The sequence below is a fragment of the Pseudodesulfovibrio sp. zrk46 genome (assembly GCF_012516435.1).
In the GTDB taxonomy this organism is placed as follows: Bacteria; Desulfobacterota; Desulfovibrionia; order Desulfovibrionales; family Desulfovibrionaceae; genus Pseudodesulfovibrio.
The window spans coordinates 944541-965958 of sequence record NZ_CP051216.1 but is presented as its reverse complement, the minus strand read 5'-3'; the positions used below and the strand labels follow the sequence as shown (position 1 = coordinate 965958).

The window sequence follows — 21418 nt, the reverse complement described above, 5'->3', positions numbered from 1 at the left end:
GTGCTTCCGCTGCGCTTCAGTGCAAAACCGAACGAGACGCTGCCTGCCGCTTGGTCAGCTTCTAAGCCGCTTGAATCAAGGGCTAGTTCACGTCTTCGCTTGTTGGAGTTGAGATCGGGCTGGCGCGAACATTGTTTCTATCCATCACCCCGCGATAAAATCCACAAGCCGATTTGAAAAGAACCAAGCGAAGCATGGGGTCGTTCAAATCGACTTGTGGATTTTATCGCCTATGGGATTCCAAAGGCCCTCGGCCTTTGGCGCCCGCTGCGGAAGCGGCCCAGCTGGCAAGCTGCCCGCCGGCGAGGCTTTCTTCTACTCTTCCCAAAGCTGGGGCGTCCTGATAGAGAATCGATGAGATGTGCGGAATAACCGGATTTATTGCTCCTGGCATGAGGGGAGACGGCGAAGGGCTGCTGGCCCTGTGCTCTCGCATGGGCGACAAACTGGCCCACCGCGGGCCGGACGGCGAGGGGCGGTTCGTCGAACCCGAGTTCGGCGTGGGGCTGTCTCATCGACGTCTGGCAATCCTTGACCTGAGTGATACTGGCGCACAACCCATGCAGTCGGGGGATGAGCGATTCACACTCATTCACAACGGCGAAATCTACAATTTTCTTGAACTGAAACGGGAGCTGGAAGAAACCGGCGGCCCGTTCCTGCCGTGGAAAGGCGACTCGGACACTGAAGTGATGCTGGCCGCTTTTCAGACATGGGGCGTTGAACAGGCGGTCACGAGGTTCACCGGCATGTTCGCCTTTGCTCTGTGGGATCGTGAAACGCGCACCCTGCATCTGGCCAGAGACCGGATGGGCGAGAAACCGCTGTACTATGGGCGTGCCGGAAAAGGCATGGTGTTCGGCTCGGAACTCAAGGCGCTGCGGGCGTTCCCGGGGTTTGATGCGGAACTCGATATGGAAGCCCTGTCCCAGTATCTGCGCTTCCAGTATGTGCCGGAACCGAGATCGGTCTACCGGGATGTGTTCAAACTCCAGCCCGGGCATTTGATGTCTATTAGGGCCGATGCGCCGCACAACTTTGAGCCGAAGCCATATTGGACTTTGCGCGATGCCGTGAACCGGGCCATCAGTGATCCGTTCACCGGAAGCGAGGCCGATGCGGCGAGTGAGCTGGAACGGCTCCTGCGCGACGTGGTGCGTAACCAGATGCTGTCGGACGTGCCGCTGGGATCACTTCTGTCGGGCGGCATTGATTCGTCGCTGGTGACCGCATTGATGCAGGCGGAATCGGATCGGCCGGTGAAGAGCTTCACCATTGGTTTTGCGGACAAGGCGTATGATGAATCGTCTGACGCGAAACGGGTGGCCGAACATATCGGCACCGAACACACCGAGCTGTTCGTCACGCCGGAGCATGTGCTTGATCTGGTGGAGAAACTGCCGGAGCTGTACGACGAACCCTTTGCCGATGCTTCCATGCTACCCACCCATCTGGTGGCGGCGCTGACGCGCGAGCATGTGACGGTCTGCCTGAGCGGCGATGGTGGCGATGAGACCTTTGCGGGCTACAACAGACACTTCTGGGCGCCGACCATCTGGAACAAATTGCAGGGCGTGCCGCGAGGACTTCGCGGCGCAGCCGGACAGGCGGCCATGGCTGTCTCGCCCGGTGGATACGACACAATTTTCAATGCCGTGGGGCATCTGTTGCCCAAGGCCGCGCAGGTGCGTACGCCGGGCCACAAGGTCCACAAACTGGCCGATGTGCTGGGCGTGGAATCGCGCGAGGCATTGTACAAGCGGCTCTGCTCTACATGGCCCGAGCCTTCGATGCTGCTGAACGCGGCCGAGCCGGATACGGTCATTGATCGGCCCGAGGCGTGGCCGGGGCTGGGCGATTACACCCGCTGGATGCAGTATCAGGACACCCTGACCTACCTGCCCGGCGATATCCTCCATAAGGTGGACCGGGCATGCATGGGCGTGTCGCTGGAATCGCGCGCGCCGTATCTGGATCACCGGGTCATCGAGTTCGCGTGGCGGCTGCCGCTGTCCATGCTGCTCAAGGGCGGGGAGGGCAAACGCATTCTCCGTTCCATACTCTACAAGCATGTGCCGCGTGAGCTGGTGGAACGCCCCAAGATGGGATTCGGCGTGCCCATCGACGCATGGCTGCGTGGGCCTCTCAGAGAATGGGCCGAAAGCCTGCTGGCTCCCGAGCGGCTGCGCAAGCAGGGACTCTTCGATCAGACCGTGGTCGCACGACAGCTTGCCGATCACCTCTCCGGTAAACGGGACAATCAATACAGAATCTGGAACATGCTCATGTTCCAGGCGTGGTTCGACAAGTGGATGTAGCCGGGGTGTGCGCTTAGCGCATGTCCACGGTGATGCCTTCGTTGACGTAGAAGATCAGGTCGTACTTGTCCTGAAGTCGCTCGATGATGGTTTCCATGGAGCTGTCGCCGAGGTCTTCCACCTGAATGTAGGTGTTGCGGTGGCCGCCGTCGTTGGCCGTGAAGACCGAGGAAAAGGTGATGCCCAGATCGCGAAGGTCACACAGCAGCCCGGCGAGTGGGCCGGGACGTGCGTCGAGACGGAAAGCAAGCTGGGTGCCGGTGTGCTTGGACCCGGTGGCCGCCGTCAGGAAGCGGAGCACGTCGGCCTGAGTGATGATGCCGGTGAGTTCGCCGTCGTCCACCACGGGTACGCCGCCGATCTTGTACTTGACCAATAGCTCGGCCACTTCATTGATGGCAGAGTTTGAGGAAACCGTGATGGGGTCCATGGTCATGATGTCGCTGGCAGTGAGCGTGTAGAGTCCGCCGCCCTTGTGGGTCACGGCGTCGCCGGGGATGAACTTGGAGGGCATGGCGTCGCGGATGTCGCGGTCGGAGACGATGCCCACAAGATGTCCGGAACTGTCGATGACAGGAAACTGGCGAATGTTCTTTTCGTGAAGGATTTCAGCCGCATCCATGACCGAAGAGTTTACCCCGAGGGATATGACGTTTTTCGTCATCCAATCTCTGACCAGCATCCTGCTCCACCTTTGTTTTCACCTCGCCACCGGATATGATTGCGGGTTCTGACGTTGTAGTCGTTAGCCGGATAAAATGCAATGGGCAGTGGGATTATAGAACAGGACTATAGTGTCTTGGCTCGCTTCTTCACGACCTCGACCAGCGCCTCGAACATGGGGCGCAGTTCGGCCACCTGAGGAGCCACCTCGTCATAGGTTTTGGTGTAGCACTGCTTCTCCAACTCACGGGAGCGGTACACCAGATCCATGGCCAGCACATGGCTGGAGAGGTTGGTGATGGAGTGCAGGACCGTGCCGATGACCCTGAGTTCGCGCTTTTTCAGGCTGGCGTCGAGCTTGTCGAGTTTTTCGGCCGCTTCGATAAGGAAGAGTTCCAGAATGTCCTTGAGCAACACGGTGTTCCCTTCAAACCGATCCACAAGGGCTTCCATGTCGAGCGTGATGCCAGCGCCGTCTGCCGCTACTTTTTCGCGGGCGACCTGCGATGCTTTGGGTGTTGTGGTCTGGACCTTGGACGGCTTGCGGCTCTCCATGGCGCGTGCGATGGCGGCGGAGAGTGCCTTCATGTCCACGGGTTTGGATACATAGTCGTCCATGCCCGCTTCGAGCATCCGGTCCCTGTCGCCTGTCATGGCGTAGGCGGTCAGGGCGATGATGGGGATGTTGTTGTCGAACAATTTGCCATCAGACTTGCGGATCGCATCGGTGGCCTCCAGCCCGCCCATCTCCGGCATCTGGATGTCCATGAGGATCAGGTCGAACTTGTTGCTCTGGTCCGTGAGGGCGTCCAGTACCTCGAGCCCGTTTCCGGCCACTGTGACCTTGTGCCCGAACATGGTCAGGAAGTGAGTGAGGAACTTCTGGTTGAGCGGGTTATCCTCGGCCAGCAGCAGGTTGAGGTGCAGTGTCTGCGGGGCGACTGGTGCGGCCTTTTCCATTTTGGCGCCCTCGGCGGAGATGCCGAACCACGCGGAGAAGGAGAAGGTGCTGCCTCGTCCGGGCTCGCTCTCCACGCCAATCTCGCCGCCCATCATGTCCACCAGTTCGCGGCAGATGGAGAGGCCGAGGCCGGTGCCCTGATGCTTCTTTCGGGTGGAGCTGTCAGCCTGTGTGAAGCTGTCGAAGATGTCGTCCAGCTTGTCGGCTGGGATGCCTTCGCCGGTATCGCGGACCGTGAAGAGCAGGGAGACCTTGTCTTCCTGTCGTTCGGCCACTTCCACCTTTAGCTCGATGAGGCCGCGCTCGGTAAATTTGAGGGCGTTGCCCACGAGGTTGACCAGAATCTGGGCCAGCCTGTCCGGGTCGCCGTGCACGTTATCCGGCACGTCATCGGCAAAGGAGTGGAGAAAGACGATGTTCTTCTGATCGGCCAGCGGGCCGAATGGACGGATACAGGTCTCCACGGCAGAGCGGAACTCGAAGTCTATGGGGGAGAGCTCCATCTTGTCCGCTTCGATCTTGGAAATATCGAGGATGTCGTTGACCACCGACAGCAGTGAGCGGGCTGCGTCGCGGATCATGTCCATATGCTCGCGCTGCTCGGGGCTGAGGCCCGTGGTGATGGTCATCTCGGTCATGCCGAGGATGCCGCTGATGGGGGTGCGGATTTCGTGGCTCATGTTGGCCAGGAAGCGGCTCTTGGCCTTGCTTGCTTCGAGTGCCAGTGTCTTGGCTTCTTCTGCGGACCGGTTGGCCTCCTTGAGTTGGTACTCCATGTGGCCGCGAAGGATGGCGGAGCCGAGCATGTCGGCCAGCATTGTCATGGACTCGATTTCGGTGGGGGGCCAGTTGCGTTCGCCCCGGTGGTCGGAAAGGCCGATGAAACCCCACCACTGGTTGCCAACGAATACGGGGACCATCATGATAGCCTTGGTGCCGATTTTTTCGAAGAACTGCCGCTCTTCGGTTTGGAAGTCGCTGATGTTGCCCGCAATCACCTTGCGGCCGATGAGTACGGACCGCCAGCGGGAGTATACCTCGAAGGTCTGCTCCTGCACTGCCGAATGGTCGATGAGCGATTGAATCCCCGGGGCAGCCCATTCATAGACCATGGAGACGGGCGCGGTTCTGGCTCTCCCTTCATGTTTGCGGAAAATATAGATGCGGGTGACGTCTGCGGCCTTGCCCAGCGCTTCGAGTGACGCGTCCATGCCTGATTCCCAGTCGGAATCGCGCAGGAAGCGGTTGGCAAATTTGCCCACCACTTGAAGGATGGCGTCCCGGCGCAGGAGGAACTCTTCGAATTCGCGTTCCGGGGTCACGTCGCGGACCATGCCGTAGGCGCGGATGCGCTTGCCTGCGGCGTCCACCTCCACACGTCGATGGACGTGGAGATGGCGGATCTCTTCGTTGGCGGTCTCTACCCGGTATTCGAAATCCAGCGGCCAGCCCTGCTCAAGAGTTGCCTTGTTGGCCTGATCGTACACGCCGAGATCATCGGGATGAACGAAGCGACGGATGCTCAGAAAATCTTCGGTCAGATAGCCCTCATCACCAAGGATGCGACGCATGCCGCCGGACCACTCGGTCTTGCCGTCCTCGTCCATTTCCCAGTACCCGATGCGGGCGGTCTCCTCCAGCCAATCCACCATGGACCGCTCCCGGTGCAGGGTGTCCCGCATCTGTGCATGACGCAGAAGGATGCGGATGCTGTTGGAGGTACACTTTTCGGCCATTACGGAAGGCGAGAGCACATCAAAGGCGCCGGCCTCGAACGCGGCCACCTCTTCCTTGTCCGTGCATTTGCGCAGCAGGACGACTTGAACCAAGTGCTCCCGTTTGATGCGAAGCAGGGCGCGTTCCCAGGAACTGTCCTTTTCGTCGGGCATCAGGAAGACCATGTCGAAATCCCCGCTCTCCAGACGGCGGACGCCGCGCGAGACTTCGGCGTATCGGGCCAGCGTAAATTCGCTGTCGCCCAACATGCCTGTCAGTATCAGTTCATCTGTCTGTTTTCCCGCCAAAATCAGTATTCGCAACTATCCGTCTCCGTATTCATATCGGCTCGCCCGCGACAGGGGGGTGATCCATTTGTATATCACTATCCCCACTTTTCGGGAAGGACAACCGTGTTAGAGTATATTTCTTCCATGATGCGCTGGAGAGATATCGTACCATGATCGTCTGAAATGACAATCAGTTAAGTGTGAGATGCCACTTGCATTCTATTGTGCCCGGGTTTACATGGGTACTAGGATCGGATTTCCCGGTCCGTGGACGTCCAAGCACGAGGGATGCGATGAACGGTTTGGCAGACAGCGATATCCTTGGCCTCCTCATGGGGGCGACACTGGCCGTGAAAATGGTGATGATCTTCCTGGGCTGCATGTCCCTGTGGAGTTGGGCCATTATCTTTTTTAAATTCGTGACCATCCGGTCGGCCCGGTCCAAGGTGCTCAAGGGGTATGACACCTTCATGCAGGCCGAAGACCTGTCCAGCGGTCTCAAGGCACTGGACGGCAAGGGCTCGTCCCCGCTGGCGCGGGTCTCGTCTCTTGCGGTCAAGGAATTTCGATTGCTGGAGAAGGCGGAGGTCAATCAGGAGCGCAAACGCCTGCTGGTCAAGGACACCCTGCGCCGCGTGTTAAAGCAGGCCATCTCCAAGGAGATGCGAAGCCTGACGCGCAACCTGCCGTTTCTGGCGACCTGTGCCAATGCTGCGCCGTTCATCGGTCTGTTCGGCACGGTCTGGGGCATCATGCACTCCTTCCACTCCATCGGTCTGGCCCAGTCCGCCGCCTTGGCCACCGTGGCCCCGGGTATCTCCGAGGCCCTTATTGCCACGGCCATCGGCCTGCTGGTCGCCATTCCGGCCACCATCTTCTACAACTATTTTCTTGGTCGCCTGAACGAAGTGGAATCCGGCATGGTCGATTTCGCCGGTGCCTTCCTCAACCGGGCCGAGCGCGAGATCGCCTGGTCCACCAAGGGCGACAGGTAGGTCGTCATGGCTATCAAGACTGGCGGTGGTTTTCTCAATGAGATCAACGTGACGCCCTTTGTGGACGTCATGCTGGTGTTGCTCATCATCTTCATGGTCACGGCTCCGCTGATGACACAGGGGGTGGAAGTGGATCTGCCCACCACCCGCACGGTCAAGAATCTGCCGCAGGATTCCGAGCACCTGATCCTGTCCATCAAGGCGGACGGCAACATGTTTCTCGACGAGTATCAGGTGGGCCTGGATGAACTTCAGCCGCACTTGAAACGGTTGGTGGCCAAGCAGAAGAAACAGCTCTTCCTGCGTGCCGACAAGTCGGTCCCATACGGCACGGTGGTGCAGGTCATGGGCGAGATCAAGGGCGCGGGTATCGACCGTCTCGGCATCGTGGCCGAGCAGGAACCCGACAAGAAATAGCCACGGAGTGTCATGCGGTATATCAGTTGGCTTCTTTCCTTTCTCCTGCACGCCACGATCATCGTGGTGTTGCTTCAGACTATTCATCTGGAGCCCTTTGACTTGCGGGAGATCATGGAAGTGGAGCTGACCGATGTGGAGCCGCCCGAAGAAATCATCCAGCCCATGCCCTTGCTTCCGCCGCCTGCGCCGGAACCGCAGCAAGTGGCCGAGCCCATCCCGGCCGATGCCGTGGTAGCCCCTGCGCCGCTGGAGATGGATAAGACCATCGTGCTGGACGACTCCCCGCCGCCTCCTCCGGAACCAGCCGCACCCGAACCGGAACCCGCGCCGGAGATCGAGCCGGACGTGGTGGAGATCAGCCCGGTCAAGGTGGAGAAAGCCGAGGAGGAGCCCAAGCCCAATCGCATTATCGTGCGCAAGGACGACACCATCGTGCACCGGGGCCATGAGGCCCGGTTCGGTCGTTCCATGATGGCGGACTACTACTCCTATGAGGCAACGGAATTTTCCGGTCAGTTCACCACCCGCGACGACCGCACCATCTCCATCATTGATGCGCGCAACACCAAGTATGGCCGCTTCCTGATCTATGACTCCAAGAACAAGACCCTGCGCCGTCTCAAGCAGGTCTTCAAGTACGTCTTCACCATCGGTCCTTCCCTGTACGAAGACGAGCCCGTGACCGGGTCCGTTACCTTTCTCGCCAAAAATGACCGCATCGAACGGTTCATTCTCCAGACCGATGACGACCGTCTCGCTCATTATCCACGCAAGGTGCATGTGCGCGAGGAGGAGAAAACTTTTCCCACACCCAATGGCGAGCGGGTCGCCTATCTGTCCCTGCCGCCCTTTGGCGAGGACCATGCCGGCGTGGTGTTTATTCACGGCAACCGCTGCGTTGACCCCGGCCTGATTCAGGGGTTCACCCGTGCCCTGTCCGGCCGGAAACTCGCCTCCCTCGCCTTTGCCGCACGGGGTTGCGAAGATGAGTCCGGCGAACCCGAGGCCGAGTCTCTGCTCGTGCAGGATACGGTGTCTGCCATGGATTATTTTGCCTCGCTCAGCCAACTGCGCTCGGGCAAGGCCGGCCTGTGGGGCAATGGCCCCGGCGTTCCCGTGGTCCTTGAGGCAGCCGCGCATCCTGGCAAGCGTCACCCTGCCTTCGCGGTCTGCCTGCTCGATGATGCCCTGTCTCCCGATGCCGTGCCCGACAAGAAGACCCTCGCAGCTCTCGATGTTCCCGTGCTCTGGCTCATCACCGGTCACGAACCTGCCAAGTGGAAGCCGCTTATCGCCCAACTCGAAGATCTGCGCGATAACGGCAAGCGTCCATTCTCCATCGTGGTGGCTCCGCTCAAGGCAAGCAAGGATGTGCTGCAGGCCGCTGGAGCGCAGGTGGGCTGGGTGGAGAACGTGACCGAAGATCATGCCCGATTGGCCGTGTCATGGATTCGCGCCTTGGAGTAACGGCAGGGGAGAAACATACAGAGTGTCGCGGTATCAGCAACTTCCCATTGAGGGGGGATTGGGGTATGTTCGCTTTCCTTTTATATCCTCCCGCGAACTGGCCGCGGTCTAACCGGTAGAAATGTAGTGACGAATACTCCTGACGAAATGCAATGGCCCGATGAGGGGCCCACCGCAGCAGAGTTGCCGCCGCACCTGTTCAAGCAGGTGGTGGAGGCCTCGGGCGTTCCCATGGCCATCCGAAGGCCGGACCTGTGGCCCATCTACTCCAATCAGGCGTTTCTGGATCTGTACGGCTATACTCTGGCGGAAGTGCGGGCCCAAAAGCCGCGAAAAATGCTGCTGGAAGAGACCTGGGCCCTATATCGCAATACGGTGATTCCCTGCATGGAGGTGGGCCGAAGCTGGGAAGGGGACTACGTCATCCGTTGCAAGAACGGGCGGTTGCGCTCCATCTGGGGTCACTTTGATCCTGTGATGGATGAATCGGGCAAGCTCACCCACGTTATCTCCATCATGCGCGATGACTCGGCCTCTCAGCGACTGCGTAAGGCACTGCAGCAGACCGAGCGGCATCTGAATTTTCTGGCGGACAATACCAGTGACTGCCTGTTCCGCCTGCGCACCACGGATGGCCGGTACGATTACATCAGTTCGGCCATGGAGAGCATCACTGGATACAAACCGCAGGAATTTTACGAGAATCCCAACCTCTTCAAGAATATCGCCCCGGCTTCATGGCTGCCGACTCTGGAGATGTGGTGGCAAGAAATGCTGGAAGGGAATACCCGGTATGAGTACACGTCTCCCTTGTATCACAAGGACGGCTCCCTGAAGTGGATCAGCCAGCGCATCACGCTGGTGCAGGATGACTATGGCACTCCGGCCGCTGTCGAAGGCATTATCACCGACGTGACCCAGCAGCGTGTCACCGAGGATGCCCTCCGCGAGAGTGAGAGTCGCTATCGGTTGATCGTCGAGACATTGGATGACGTCATTTGGACCGCGGACAACGACCTGCAATACACCTACGTAAGTCCGGCGGTGGAGAAGCTCACCGGTTTCACGCCTGAAGAGTACATGACAATGGATCTGGCAGACACCATGAAGCCGGAGTCCATGACGATCATAAAAGAGATGATTGCTAGGCGGACAGATGCCGAGGCCCAATCCGACGGTGGCAACGATTATACCAATCGATTCGAGGCCGAGGCCATCTGCAAAGACGGGTTCACTATCTGGACCGAAACCCTGACCCGCCGACTGTACGGGCCGGACGACGAGAAACTCGGCTACCTCGGTATTACCCGCGACATCACCCCGAGGCGTGAGGCGGCGCTGGCCATCCAGAAGAACGAGGATCGTTATCGTACTCTGTTCGAGGATTCCCCCATCTCGTTGTGGGAGGAAGACCTGACCCGGCTTAAGGTCTATTTTGATGATCTCAGGGCTTCAGGCGTCACCGATTTTCGTCAATATTTCTATGACAATCCCGAAGCGCTGGGTAAATGCGCGACTTTGGTGGACGTGGTGTCCGTGAATAAGGCCACGTTGGACCTGCTCCGCGCAAGGGATCAGGAAGAGCTTTTGGGCAATCTTGACAAGGTGCTGACCGAGAGCTCCATGGCCGCCTTTACCGAGGAGATGATACTGTTGGCCTCCGGCGGTTGCGAGTACTGCGGGGAGATTACCCATCGCACTTTGGAAGGCGACGTTATCTGGGTTGTGGTCAATTTCTCGGTGCCGCCCGAATATCAGGACTCACTGTCACGCGTCATCGTTTCGCTCATTGACGTTACGCCCCGCAAGCGAGCCGAGCAGGCATTGATGGAGTCCGAAGAGCGCTACCGTGTTGTGGTGGAAAACGCGCAGGAAGGCGTTGTGGTCGTGCGTGACGAGAAGGTGCTCTTCGCCAACGAGGCCATGACCGAAATCCTCGGTTATTCGGCTGAGGAGTTGGAAAATTTCACCCCGTTTGAGTTGGTGCATCCCGATGACCGGTCATTTATCGTGAAGCAGTTCTCCGACTTTCTGGCGGGCAAGCGCAACGAAGGCTTTGCCTCTGCCCGGACGCTCACCAAACTGGGGGAGACGCGTTGGGTCACCTTCAGCCTCAAGCCCATCATGTGGGGCGGCGAAAAGGCGTACATGGAGATTCTCACTGACATCACGTCGCACAAGGTGCTGGAAGAGGAACTTCTTCTGGCCCACGCCGAGATGGAAGACAGGGTTGCCCGGCGTACGGCCGAGCTCTCCGAAGCCAACATCCGCCTGACTGACGAGGTCGGCGAACGTCGAAGGGCGCAGAATCAGATTCTGTCCCTCACACAGCAGTTGCTTCGCATTCAGGAAGATGAGCGCCAGCGAATTTCCCGCGACCTGCATGACAACATCGCGCAGGATTTGTCCTCCATCATATTGAACATGGAGACATTGTTTGATCACGATACAGAGGTCGATCCCGCTGTGGCCGAGCGCGCCCGGGCCGTCACCGATATAGTGCAGGGCGCGGTCCAGTCCGTTCGTGATATTGCCTATGGACTGCGGCCTCCTGCGTTGGATCAGCTCGGGTTGACTCTCGCGCTGGAGCGACACTGTGCAGACGTATCGCGTCGATCCGGAGTTGATGTTGACTTTTTCACGGCGGGTATGGAAAATCTAACGTTCGATTTTGATACGGAAATCAATATTTACCGTATGATTCAGGAGGCGCTCGGCAACGTGGCAAGGCATGCCGAGGCGAGCAAAGTGGCCGTACGTATGGTCAAGAGCCATCCGGATCTTCTCATCAGGATCGCGGATAACGGCAAGGGCTTTGATGTGGACGAGCGGCTGGAACAGGTCGCGGAAGAGCGCCGCATGGGGCTGCGCAGCATGGAAGAGAGAGCACGCCTGGTCGGCGGCTCAATGGAAATAGAATCCCGGTTGGGAACAGGTACACGCATAATTTTCAAGATTCCCACCATCGGGGCCAGGAGGCAGTAATCGCATGGAACTCATCATTGTCGACGACCATCCACTATTCAGGGAAGGGCTCAAGACTATCGTCAAGCGCGACGCCAACTACAGCGTGGTTGCCGAGGCTGGCAACGGCAAGGAAGGCATTGAGCTCGGCAAGAAGCTCCGCCCCGATATCATGCTGGTGGATATCTCCATGCCCGGCAAAAACGGCATCCAGATGATCCGAGAACTCAAGGATGCGGTGCCCGAGACCAAGTTCATCATCATTTCCATGCACTCCGAGGCCGACTACATCGTGGAGGCCTTCCGCGCCGGTGCCACCGGTTACATGATCAAGGAATCTGCCGCCTCCAACCTCATCAAGGGGCTGGAAACCGTAGCCAAGGGCGAGCTTTTTCTCGACTCCGCCCTGTCGCAGGAAGTCGTGTTCAAGCTGCTCCAGTCCAAGGGCGGCGGGAGCGACAGTCCACAGGACCCCTATTCCACCCTCACCTCCCGCGAGCAGGAGGTCATGCGCATGCTGGCCGAAGGGCTCACCACCAAGGAAGTGGCGGCCCAGCTCTACATCAGTCCCAAGACCGTGGAGAACCACCGCACCAATCTCATGAAGAAGCTCGGCCTGCAGAGCACGGTGGAGTTGATCCGCTACGCTGCGCGTCTCGGCCTCATCGATCTCGATACCTGGGCCATCTGATCATGCCCTGACTCTTGTGTCTGAATTCGCTTCATCCCTTTGCCGGGGTGAGTGGATTCAGAGCGCCCTTATAGGAATTGTTTACATTATCATTCCCTTGCACAGGGATTTGAGGTAGGAATTTTCTTGTACGATTATTCCTGTCGTATTTTTTCATGCTCTACCATGAGGTTCGCACATGTTTGATAATGTCAGTCTGAAATGGAAAGTCCTTATTCTGGCCATTCTTGGCCCCGTGATCATCGCAATTGTTCTGGATATTCAGCAGGTCATGAATATCAGAGAGGCCAGTCACGAGGATGTCATTCATCAAAGCCGCGCCGTGATCCTCATGGCCGAAGCGGCTCGTGATGAGATGGGGAAGAAGCTCGGTATGGGCGTCATCAGACCCTTTGAGCAGATCGATAACAGAGAGGCGTTGGTAGAAGCTGTTCCCATCATCACTGCCATCAACATGGCGCAGCGAAACGCCAAGGAACTGGATTATGAGTTCCGGGTTCCAAAGGTTTCACCGCGTAATCCCAAGAATACTCCCACCGAATTTGAGCTTGGTGTCATCAAGGAGATCAAGGAAAAGGATCTCAAAGAAAAGATCATCATCGAGGATGATCGGATTCTGTATTTCCGTCCCATCAAGCTGACCAAGGATTGTCTGTATTGTCATGGTGATCCCAAGGGCGCCAAAGATCCCGTGGGCGGCACCAAGGAAGGCTGGAAGGAAGGCGAAATTCACGGCGTTTTCGAAATTGTCGCTTCCTTGGATACAGCTAATGCCAAGATCCAAAGCGCCGAAATATTCACCGCCATCGAGGCCTTGGTCATCGTGATCGTCATTGCGTTTGCCTCCTGGTTCCTCGTGAACATCGTCATCGTTTCTCCGCTGTTCCGCATCCGCAGCTTTGCCCAGTCCGTCGCCGAGGGAGACCTCGACGCCGAGCCCGAAGGCAAGTTCTCTGCAGAGCTGGGCGTAGTCAAGGAAGCCATCTCCAAGATGGTTGCCAACCTCAAGGAAAAGATGCTCGAGGCCGCCAATCAGAAGGAACAGGCCGAAGCCGCCAAGGGCGAGGCCGAAAAGGCCATGGACGAGGCCAAGGAACAGGAAGCCAAGGCCAACGAACTGCTTACCAAGATGCAGCGCGTTGCAGGCGAGGCTTCCCTCATCGCCGAGCAGGTCACCAGCGCAGCCGATGAGCTCTCCTCGCAGGCAGATCAGGTGTCCAGCGGTGCCGAGGTGCAGCGTGAGCGTACTGCTCAGACCGCCACGGCAATGGAAGAGATGAACGCCACAGTCCTCGAAGTCGCCAAGAACTCTGCCAACTCCGCTTCCTCGGCCCAGCAGGCCAAGGATCAGGCACAGGAAGGCGCCCGTATCGTCACCGACGTTATCGCCGCCATCAGCGAGGTTCAGCAGCTGACCGTCACCCTCAAGAGTTCCATGGATGAACTCGGGTCCCAGACCACCGACATCGGTCAGATCATGAACGTCATTGAGGACATCGCCGACCAGACCAACCTCCTCGCGCTCAACGCCGCCATCGAGGCAGCCCGCGCCGGTGAGGCTGGCCGCGGCTTCGCGGTTGTCGCCGATGAGGTTCGCAAGCTCGCCGAAAAGACCATGGACGCCACCAAGCAGGTAGGCACCGCCATCCAGACCATTCAGGACGGCGCCTCCTCCAACATTCGTTCCGTGGACACCGCAGCAACAGCGGTCGAACGCGCCACCGGCCTCGCCAACCAGTCCGGTGAAGCCCTTGGCCACATCGTCGAGTTCGCAGACGAAACCTCCGGTCAGGTGCAGTCCATCGCCACCGCCGCCGAAGAACAGTCCGCTGCCAGCGAGGAAATCAACCAGGCCGTCGACGACATCAACATGATCGCCTCCGAGACCGCGCAGGGCATGAACCAGTCCGCCGAAGCCATCACCGAGCTCGCCAGACTGTCCAACGAACTTCGCGTTCTCATCGACGAGATGAACGAAAGTTAGGCGACCCCCAACATAAAAAGCAAAAGCCCCGGCTCACGATGAGCCGGGGCTTTTTTGTGCTCCCTACAGCCCCTTCCGGGGGACCAGGGCGCTGCCCTGGACCCGCCAAAGGCCGAGGGCCTTTGGAATCCCATAGGCGATAAATGCCGACAACCATCTGAACGAACCAACGCTCCGCTAGGTTCTTTTCAGATGGTTGTCGGCATTTATCGCGGGTTGATGGATAAGAAAACTGTTCGCGCCAGCCCGATCTCAACTCCAACAAGCGAAGACGTGAACCAGCCCTTGATTCAAGCGGCTTAGAAGCTGACCAAGCGGCAGGCAGCGTCTCGTTCGGTTTTGCACTGAAGCGCAGCGGAAGTACGCAAAAGCGAAAGCTGCCAGCTTGGATCAGATTCTTGCCAACGAATCACGAAGCGGAGAGCCCCGAAAAGCCGCGCTTTTTTTGTTCTTTTTTGGGGCGGCTCAGCCAGCCTCAGCCGTTGCCAAGTCTTCGAGGCTTACGGATGAGGACAGCAGAGATAAAAAGAACCGCCGTCCGCGCAGGACATGGAGGAGCAAAGCGACGGCTTTTGCGCTTGAAAAGCGCATGCCGTAAATTAATCGCGGCTGATAAGCCGCTTCCACTTCTGCCTTTCCTCTTCTAATCCAGATTATCCATATCCCATGGCGTACGAATAAACATACCCGGCTTGATATCCGGATGATCACAAATCAACGTCGCCTTCTGTCCCGGATGACTCACCTCAAGTCCCTGTCCGAGATCATTCTCCACGCCATAATCCTCACTGGACAGACGCGGGCGATGCATGCCGGGAATCATCAACTCCATGTCATTGGAGGTGGTCCAGCGGGATTTGGTCTGGATGAACCACTTGCCGTCGTCGAGCTTCTCGAGCACGCGGGCAAGGACCGGGCGCTTCTCGCCTTCGCCGGGAGGCATGGCAATGGCGCCGGTACGACTGGGATCAAAGAAGCCGGTGGTCAGGGGCCGGGTGGCGGCGTTGACCAGCTCGGAAAGATATTTCTCGGGCTTGAATTGGCCTTTGGGAATGTCGTTGAGGGCGGTCTTGTAGGCGTCCACTACCTGCGCAAGGTAGGCGGAACTCTTGGTGCGGCCTTCCAGCTTGATGGATGCCACCTTCATGCGGGAGAACCACTCGATGTAGTGGAGCAGGCAGAGATCCTGCGCTGCGAAAATCTTGGTCCAGCCCTTTTCTTCGTGGCCCATAGTCAGGGCCGGGTCAGCCATTTCGCGGGTCGACCCATCGTTGCCGAGGGGCTCGAAGGTGAAATCTTCGCCACCTTCAAAGGTAAATTCTTCTTCGCCCTTTTCAATGTCGTAATCACGCATCTCCCAGAGCGGCTTGCCCGGACGGGTGCGTTCCTCGAATGATACGGAGGTGGGGCGGTATTCGTAGCGACAGGGGTGAGAGCACTCGCCGAGGTTGCCGGGGCGGTCATTGAGCAGGGCGGACATGTAGCAGCGACCGGAGACGGCCATGCACTGTGCGCCGTGGACAAAAACTTCCAGCTCCATGTTGGGCATCTGCTTGCGGGCGATGGCGAGCATCTCCATGAGCTCCTGACTGCGCAGTTCGCGGGCCACGTTGACGCGCTTGGCACCGCATTCGCGCCAGAAACGGATGGATTCGGAGTTGGAGGTGTTGGCCTGTGTGGAGACGTGAAGGTCCACCTCGGGCAGTTCACGACGCATCAGCCGGATCACGCCGGGATCAGCGGCGATGACAGCATCGGGTTTCAATTCCCCAAGCGTTTCTATATACTTGCGAACCGTGGGCATCATGGACTCGCGCGGGTACACGTTGAGGGTGAAGTAGACCTTCACTCCGGCAGCGTGCGCCAGTTCAATTCCCTTTTTCAGGTTCTCGTAGGAAAAGCCGCTTGCGCCTGCGCGCAGGTTCAGGCTGTCGCCGCCCAGATAGACGGCGTCCGCGCCATACAGGACGGCGGTTTCCAATTTTTCCATGTCCCCGGCAGGGGCCAGCAGTTCCGGTATGAATCCAGTCGTTGTCATGTGTCTCTCTTTAGCCGCAGTTGCGACGATGCCACGCTACAACAATCCGCTTCGGTTCGCCAGTCGCTTATATTTGGCTAATTGCCCCGGCTTCCGATAGAGGGACCTCACGGAGTTAAGCATAATTTGCCGTTATTGATTTCATTACTCGTCCATAACGTGTTAGGTTGTAATCATGTCTAATCACGCCCTTGAAAATGCTGCCAAAGTGCTTCGTGAATCCCGCTGTACCATCGCCTTTACGGGTGCGGGAATCTCTGTGGAGTCAGGAATCCCGCCGTTTCGCGGACCGGGAGGAGTCTGGTCCAAGTATGATCCGGCCATGTTTGAAAAACATTATTTCAAACGTCATCCGGATGAGGTCTGGCCGCTCCTGAAGAAAATATTCTATGACATGATCGGAAAGGCTGAGCCCAATCCCGCGCATTATGCCCTGTCAGAATTGGAAGACCATGGCAAGCTGGCTGGGATCATCACCCAGAATATCGACGGCCTTCATCAGCAGGCCGGGTCTCAACAGGTTTACGAATACCACGGCTCCACCCGCAGGATGCAGTGCATGGACTGCCGCTTGTACTTCGATAGTCCCACGATCTCTCTGGATCGCCTGCCTCCGCCATGTCCGGCTTGTGGCGGGCTGCTCAAACCCGACTTTGTCTTCTTCGGTGAAGGCGTTTCCTCGGATGTGCATTACGAAGCCACAGCCCTCGCCAAGCAGGCCGACGTCTGCCTTATCGTGGGGACCGGCGGCGAAGTCATGCCTGCCGGGCGCATCCCCTACATAGTCAAAAATCGTGGGGGAACCCTCATCGAGATCAACCTCTACGACACGGGCTATTCATACAGCACCAGCGATTACTATCTCCAAGGAAAAGCCGGAACGCGCCTTCCTGAACTGGTGCGTGAAGTCCTGGGCTAGAAACTATCCCAAAAAATGAGCCCCCCATGTAGATAGCACGCTACATGGGGGGCTTGAGAAAACTCCGTAATCAAGAGCACCGTAGGTCCGGTCGGTGCGGCTTACGGAGGTGTTCTATCAACGGGGAAATATCTAATCGAGAGGCCCGGTGCGGGGCAGGAGAGGAGCCCCGCACCGGGTGAGTGTGCGTGTGTGCGCTAGCTGGTCATGCGTTTGACCGGGCGGCCGAGCTTGGCCAGGAACTGCTTCCTGGACATGGGGCCCTTCTGGATGGAAGAGGCGTCGGCGGACAGCATCTCGTAATAACTGTCTGGATCGGTCTGAACGAGGTAGATGACACGAACGTCGTCGGCATCCACAAGCTCAGCGTTGGGCCACTTCTCTTGCGCCTTGGTCAGGGCCTCTTCTGCGAGGGCCATCATCTCTTCGCGGTCACCAAAGTTCATGGTGCCGGTCGGACAACTAAGTACGCAAGCGGGCTTCATGCCGGCTTTGACACGGTCGATGCACATGTCGCATTTCATGACACGGCCGGTATCCTTGTCGTACCGCGGGATGTCGTAAGGACAGGAAGCCTGGAAGGAATCCGGATCCTTTTCCTTTGCGGTCAACTCGGTGTAGACGACGGCGCCGGTTTCTTCATCGTGAACGATGGCACCGGGAACGGTCATGGCGTCGAGACACGGCGGTTCGACGCAGTGACGGCACTGTTCCGGGAAGAACAGCCATTCGAGTCTGCCGTCTACTTCCACTTCATTGAAGCGGACCAGTCGGATTGTCTTGCCGGAGAGGTCCTTGGGATTCTGATGGGATCCCCAGTTCTCGGTCTTCTCGGCAGGGAGTTTTTTCCATTGCTTGCAGGCAATCTGGCAACCACGGCAGGCAGTACACTTGGTCAGGTCTACGAAGAATGTCTTACTCATTTTTCAATCCTCCTTTACATCTTCTTGACGTTGACCATGAACGCCTTGGTTTCGGGAATACCCGTATTCGGGTCGCCTACGGACGGGGTCAGGATGTTGGAGGAGTCGCCGCCATCCTTGGGCCATGTCCAGCCAAAGTGCCAGGGCAGGCCGACCTGATGGACGGTGGTACCCTGAACGGTGAAGGGCTTGAGGCGCTTGGTGACGATGGCGATGGCCCAGATGGAGCCACGCACGGAGTCAATCATGACCTTTTCGCCGTTTTCAATACCCCTGAGTTCTGCCAGTTCCGGGCTCATTTCCACGAAGACCTGAGGCTCGGCTTCAGTCAGCCAGCCCTGGTTACGGGTCATGACGCCGGTCTGCCAGTGCTCGGTGACACGGTAGGTGGTGCCAACGAAGGGGAACTTGGGATCACATACGGCCTTCTTCTCTGCATCGAAGGAAATGGCCGTGGGGTTGTGGAGCGTACCGGAGAAGGGGTGCTCCTTAACGGGGCATTCCAGCGGCTCGTAGTACTCAGGCAGCGGACCGTCTGCGCGGCCGGGACCGTACAGCTGGCCGAAGCCGTGCTTGCGCATGATGAAGGCGTGCTTGGTGCCGGGAGCCCAGCCACCATCGGGCACGTCGCCCTTCCACTTGGTCTTGCCGCCAGTCCACTGGATAACCGGCTTTTCCGGGTTCCAGGCATTACCCTGAAGGTCGACGGATGCGCGGTTGTAGAGGATGCGGCGGTTGACGGGCCAACACCATGAGAAGTTCGGATACAGACCGATCTTGGCCTGTTCCGGGGTCTGGGCGAGGCTGCGGCGAGCGGCCATGTTGCCCTTCTCGGTGTAGGAGTTGCAGTACAGCCAATTACCGGAGCAGGTGGAACCGTCGTCCTGCAGGTAAGCGAAGCTGGGTACCAGTTCACCGGCGGAGAACTTCTTGCCCTTGACGGTGGTGTCGCGGGTGAAGAAACCGTTGATGAGCTTGGCGGTCTTGTGTGCATCGAACACGCCGTTGGTGGCGATGCCGTTCCAACTCAGACGGGTGATCGGGTCGGGATAGACGCCGCCGTCCTTTTTGTACAGATGCTGAATTTCTTTCATCAGCTCGTACATGAGGTCGCCGTCCGGGAGGTGGACTTCGGGGTTCGGTGCATCCGGACCCTTGTAGCGCCACTGCATCCAGCGACCGGAGTTGGTGACCGAGCCTTCCTTCTCGATGGAGACTGCGCAAGGCAGGAAGAAGACTTCTGTCTTGATCGACTTGGGATCCATGTCCGGACCTTCCCAGAACCAACCGGTTTCATTGGGGAAGATGTTGACGTTGACCAGCCAGTCGAGCTTGGACAGGGCGCGGCGGTTCTTGTTGGCGTTGGCGCCGGAACAAGCCGGGTTCATGCCCCAGGCGAACAGGCCCTTGAACTGGCCTTTGTCCATCTTGTCGAACAGGGTCAGCCATGCGTATTCGCTGGCGGCGCCGCTGTCGAGGCGAGGCAGATAGTTGTAGGCGACCTTCGGGTCGTCATCCATCCACATGGACTTGATCAGGGAGGCGGAATACTTCGGGTAGTTCTGCCACCAGTTCGCGGACATGGGATCGTTGGATTTCGGAGTGTAGGCTGCATTGTATTCTGCGAAGGTCTGCTGGGAGGCCTTGGGCGTCTTCAGATAACCGGGCAGAATGTGGAACAGCAGGCAGTGGTCAGTGGAGCCCTGAACATTGGACTCGCCGCGCAGTGCGTTAACACCGCCACCGGCAATACCGATGTTACCGAGCAGCAACTGGATCATGGCCATGGCGCGGATGTTCTGCACACCGACGGTATGCTGGGTCCAGCCCATTGCGTACATGATGGTACCGGCCTTGTCGGCCTTACCGGTCGCTGAGAATGCGTCGTACAGTTTGACCAACTCTTCCTTGCTCATGCCGGACATGGAGGAAACGTCGTCAAGGTTGTAGCGCTCGTAGTGCTTCTTGAGCATCTGATAGACGCACTTGGGATCTTTGAGAGAGGTGTCACGCTTGGGAACGCCCTTGGAGTCCATGGCGAATGCCCAATTGGACTTGTCGTAGGTCTTGGTCTTCGGGTCGTAACCGGCGAAGAGGCCGTCGTTGAAGGCGTACTTGTCACCGACGATAAAGGAGGCGTTGGTGTAGTTGACCACGTAATCCTTGAAGATAAGGTCGTTGTCGAGGATGTACTTGATCAGGCCACCGAGGACGGCAATATCGGCACCGGAGCGGATTCCGGCCCACATATCGGCTTTTGCCGAGGTCCTGGTGTAGCGGGGGTCGACGTGGATCAGGGTTGCGCCCTTTTCCTGTGCCTTGGTCACCCATTTGAAGGAAATGGGATGGTTTTCGGCAGCGTTACTGCCCATTATAAGAATGCAATCAGAGTTCTGGAGATCGATCCAGTGATTGGTCATCGCGCCGCGTCCGAACGACTCTGCCAGAGCCGCAACAGTTGCGCTGTGTCAGATACGCGCCTGGTGCTCAATATAGACCAGGCCGAGGCTGCGGAGCATGGTCTGGTAAGCCCAGCACTCCTCGTTATCGAGAGCGGCGGAACCGAGGGAGGCGATGCCATCACAACGGTTGACCGTTTCACCGCGCTTGTTGATGCGGGTGAAGGTTTCATCACGGGTCTTCTTGACGCGTTCAGCGATCATTTCCAGTGCTTTGTGCAGGGAAATCTTCTTGAATTTGGTGGAGTAGGGTGCGCGGTAAAGCACGGAATCCGGGCGGCGATCATTTTCGGCGAGTTGCCAGATGGATGCGCCCTTGGCACAGAGTGCGCCTTCGTTGATGGGATGGTCCGGGTCACCTTCGACGTTTACAGCCTTCATGTCCTTGAGGGATGTGTTGACGACGAGGCCGCAACCCACTGCACAGTAGCAGCAGATGGTGGTGGTTTGTTTGCTCCACTTGGGCGACATGGCCTGCACGCGATCTGCCATCTGACTCTTCGCTGCGGTACAGCCCAGTCCCAGTCCACCAAACGCCGTTGCTACGGCCGCGGTGGCGGAGAGCTTGAGGAAGTTCCTTCGGTTGGTATGCATTCGACCTCCTGAATGT

The 21418-nt window shown here is 58.2% G+C and carries 13 protein-coding genes; 8 read left to right on the top strand and 5 right to left on the bottom strand.

Annotated features, from left to right (window positions below):
* Positions 1–392 precede the first annotated feature (392 nt).
* Positions 393–2318 carry an asparagine synthase (glutamine-hydrolyzing) gene (asnB, locus tag HFN16_RS04425; RefSeq protein WP_247648441.1) on the top strand — a complete coding sequence of 642 codons (1926 nt, stop codon included), beginning with the start codon at positions 393–395 and terminating at the stop codon, positions 2316–2318.
* A gap of 13 nt (positions 2319–2331) precedes the next feature.
* Here the strand turns inward: asnB and HFN16_RS04420 are convergent, their stop codons facing one another.
* Both HFN16_RS04420 and HFN16_RS04415 read right to left on the bottom strand, forming a co-directional pair.
* Entirely contained in the window at positions 2332–2982 is a 651-nt protein-coding gene (locus HFN16_RS04420; RefSeq protein WP_247648440.1) for a CBS and ACT domain-containing protein, read from the bottom strand.
* Positions 2983–3107: 125 nt separating this feature from the next.
* The gene (locus tag HFN16_RS04415) at positions 3108–5981 is read right to left on the bottom strand and encodes an ATP-binding protein (RefSeq protein ID WP_168889550.1); all 2874 of its coding nucleotides are present in this window, start codon (positions 5979–5981) and stop codon (positions 3108–3110) included.
* A gap of 260 nt (positions 5982–6241) precedes the next feature.
* Between HFN16_RS04415 and HFN16_RS04410 the strand changes: the two genes are divergently transcribed.
* The 6 genes from HFN16_RS04410 (at position 6242) to HFN16_RS04385 (ending at position 14469) form a co-directional block, all read left to right on the top strand.
* On the top strand, positions 6242–6943 hold the full coding sequence (locus tag HFN16_RS04410) for a MotA/TolQ/ExbB proton channel family protein (RefSeq protein WP_168889549.1): 702 nt from the start codon (positions 6242–6244) through the stop codon (positions 6941–6943).
* Between the two features lie 6 nt (positions 6944–6949).
* The gene (tolR, locus tag HFN16_RS04405; RefSeq protein ID WP_168889548.1) at positions 6950–7360 is read left to right on the top strand and encodes a protein TolR; all 411 of its coding nucleotides are present in this window, start codon (positions 6950–6952) and stop codon (positions 7358–7360) included.
* 12 nt (positions 7361–7372) lie between these two features.
* A complete protein-coding gene (locus tag HFN16_RS04400; RefSeq protein ID WP_168889547.1) occupies positions 7373–8830 on the top strand; it encodes a hypothetical protein in 1458 nt (485 codons plus the stop codon).
* A gap of 126 nt (positions 8831–8956) precedes the next feature.
* On the top strand, positions 8957–11815 hold the full coding sequence (locus tag HFN16_RS04395; RefSeq protein ID WP_247648439.1) for a PAS domain S-box protein: 2859 nt from the start codon (positions 8957–8959) through the stop codon (positions 11813–11815).
* Positions 11816–11819: 4 nt separating this feature from the next.
* On the top strand, positions 11820–12485 hold the full coding sequence (locus HFN16_RS04390) for a response regulator transcription factor (RefSeq protein ID WP_168889546.1): 666 nt from the start codon (positions 11820–11822) through the stop codon (positions 12483–12485).
* 178 nt (positions 12486–12663) lie between these two features.
* On the top strand, positions 12664–14469 hold the full coding sequence (locus tag HFN16_RS04385) for a methyl-accepting chemotaxis protein (protein WP_168889545.1): 1806 nt from the start codon (positions 12664–12666) through the stop codon (positions 14467–14469).
* Positions 14470–15112: 643 nt separating this feature from the next.
* Here HFN16_RS04385 and HFN16_RS04380 read toward each other — a convergent pair.
* On the bottom strand, positions 15113–16507 hold the full coding sequence (locus tag HFN16_RS04380) for a U32 family peptidase (protein ID WP_168889544.1): 1395 nt from the start codon (positions 16505–16507) through the stop codon (positions 15113–15115).
* 175 nt (positions 16508–16682) lie between these two features.
* Here HFN16_RS04380 and HFN16_RS04375 point away from each other — a divergent pair, with 175 nt between their 5' ends.
* Positions 16683–17426: an NAD-dependent deacylase gene (locus HFN16_RS04375; protein WP_168889543.1), complete on the top strand. Its 744-nt coding sequence runs from the start codon at positions 16683–16685 to the stop codon at positions 17424–17426.
* A gap of 197 nt (positions 17427–17623) precedes the next feature.
* Here HFN16_RS04375 and HFN16_RS04370 read toward each other — a convergent pair whose 3' ends face one another.
* A complete protein-coding gene (locus HFN16_RS04370) occupies positions 17624–18349 on the bottom strand; it encodes a 4Fe-4S dicluster domain-containing protein (protein ID WP_168889542.1) in 726 nt (241 codons plus the stop codon).
* A 14-nt stretch (positions 18350–18363) separates the two neighbouring features.
* Complete coding sequence (gene fdnG / locus HFN16_RS04365) at positions 18364–21402, bottom strand: formate dehydrogenase-N subunit alpha (protein WP_168889541.1); 3039 nt, start codon at positions 21400–21402, stop codon at positions 18364–18366.
* Positions 21403–21418: the final 16 nt, after the last annotated feature.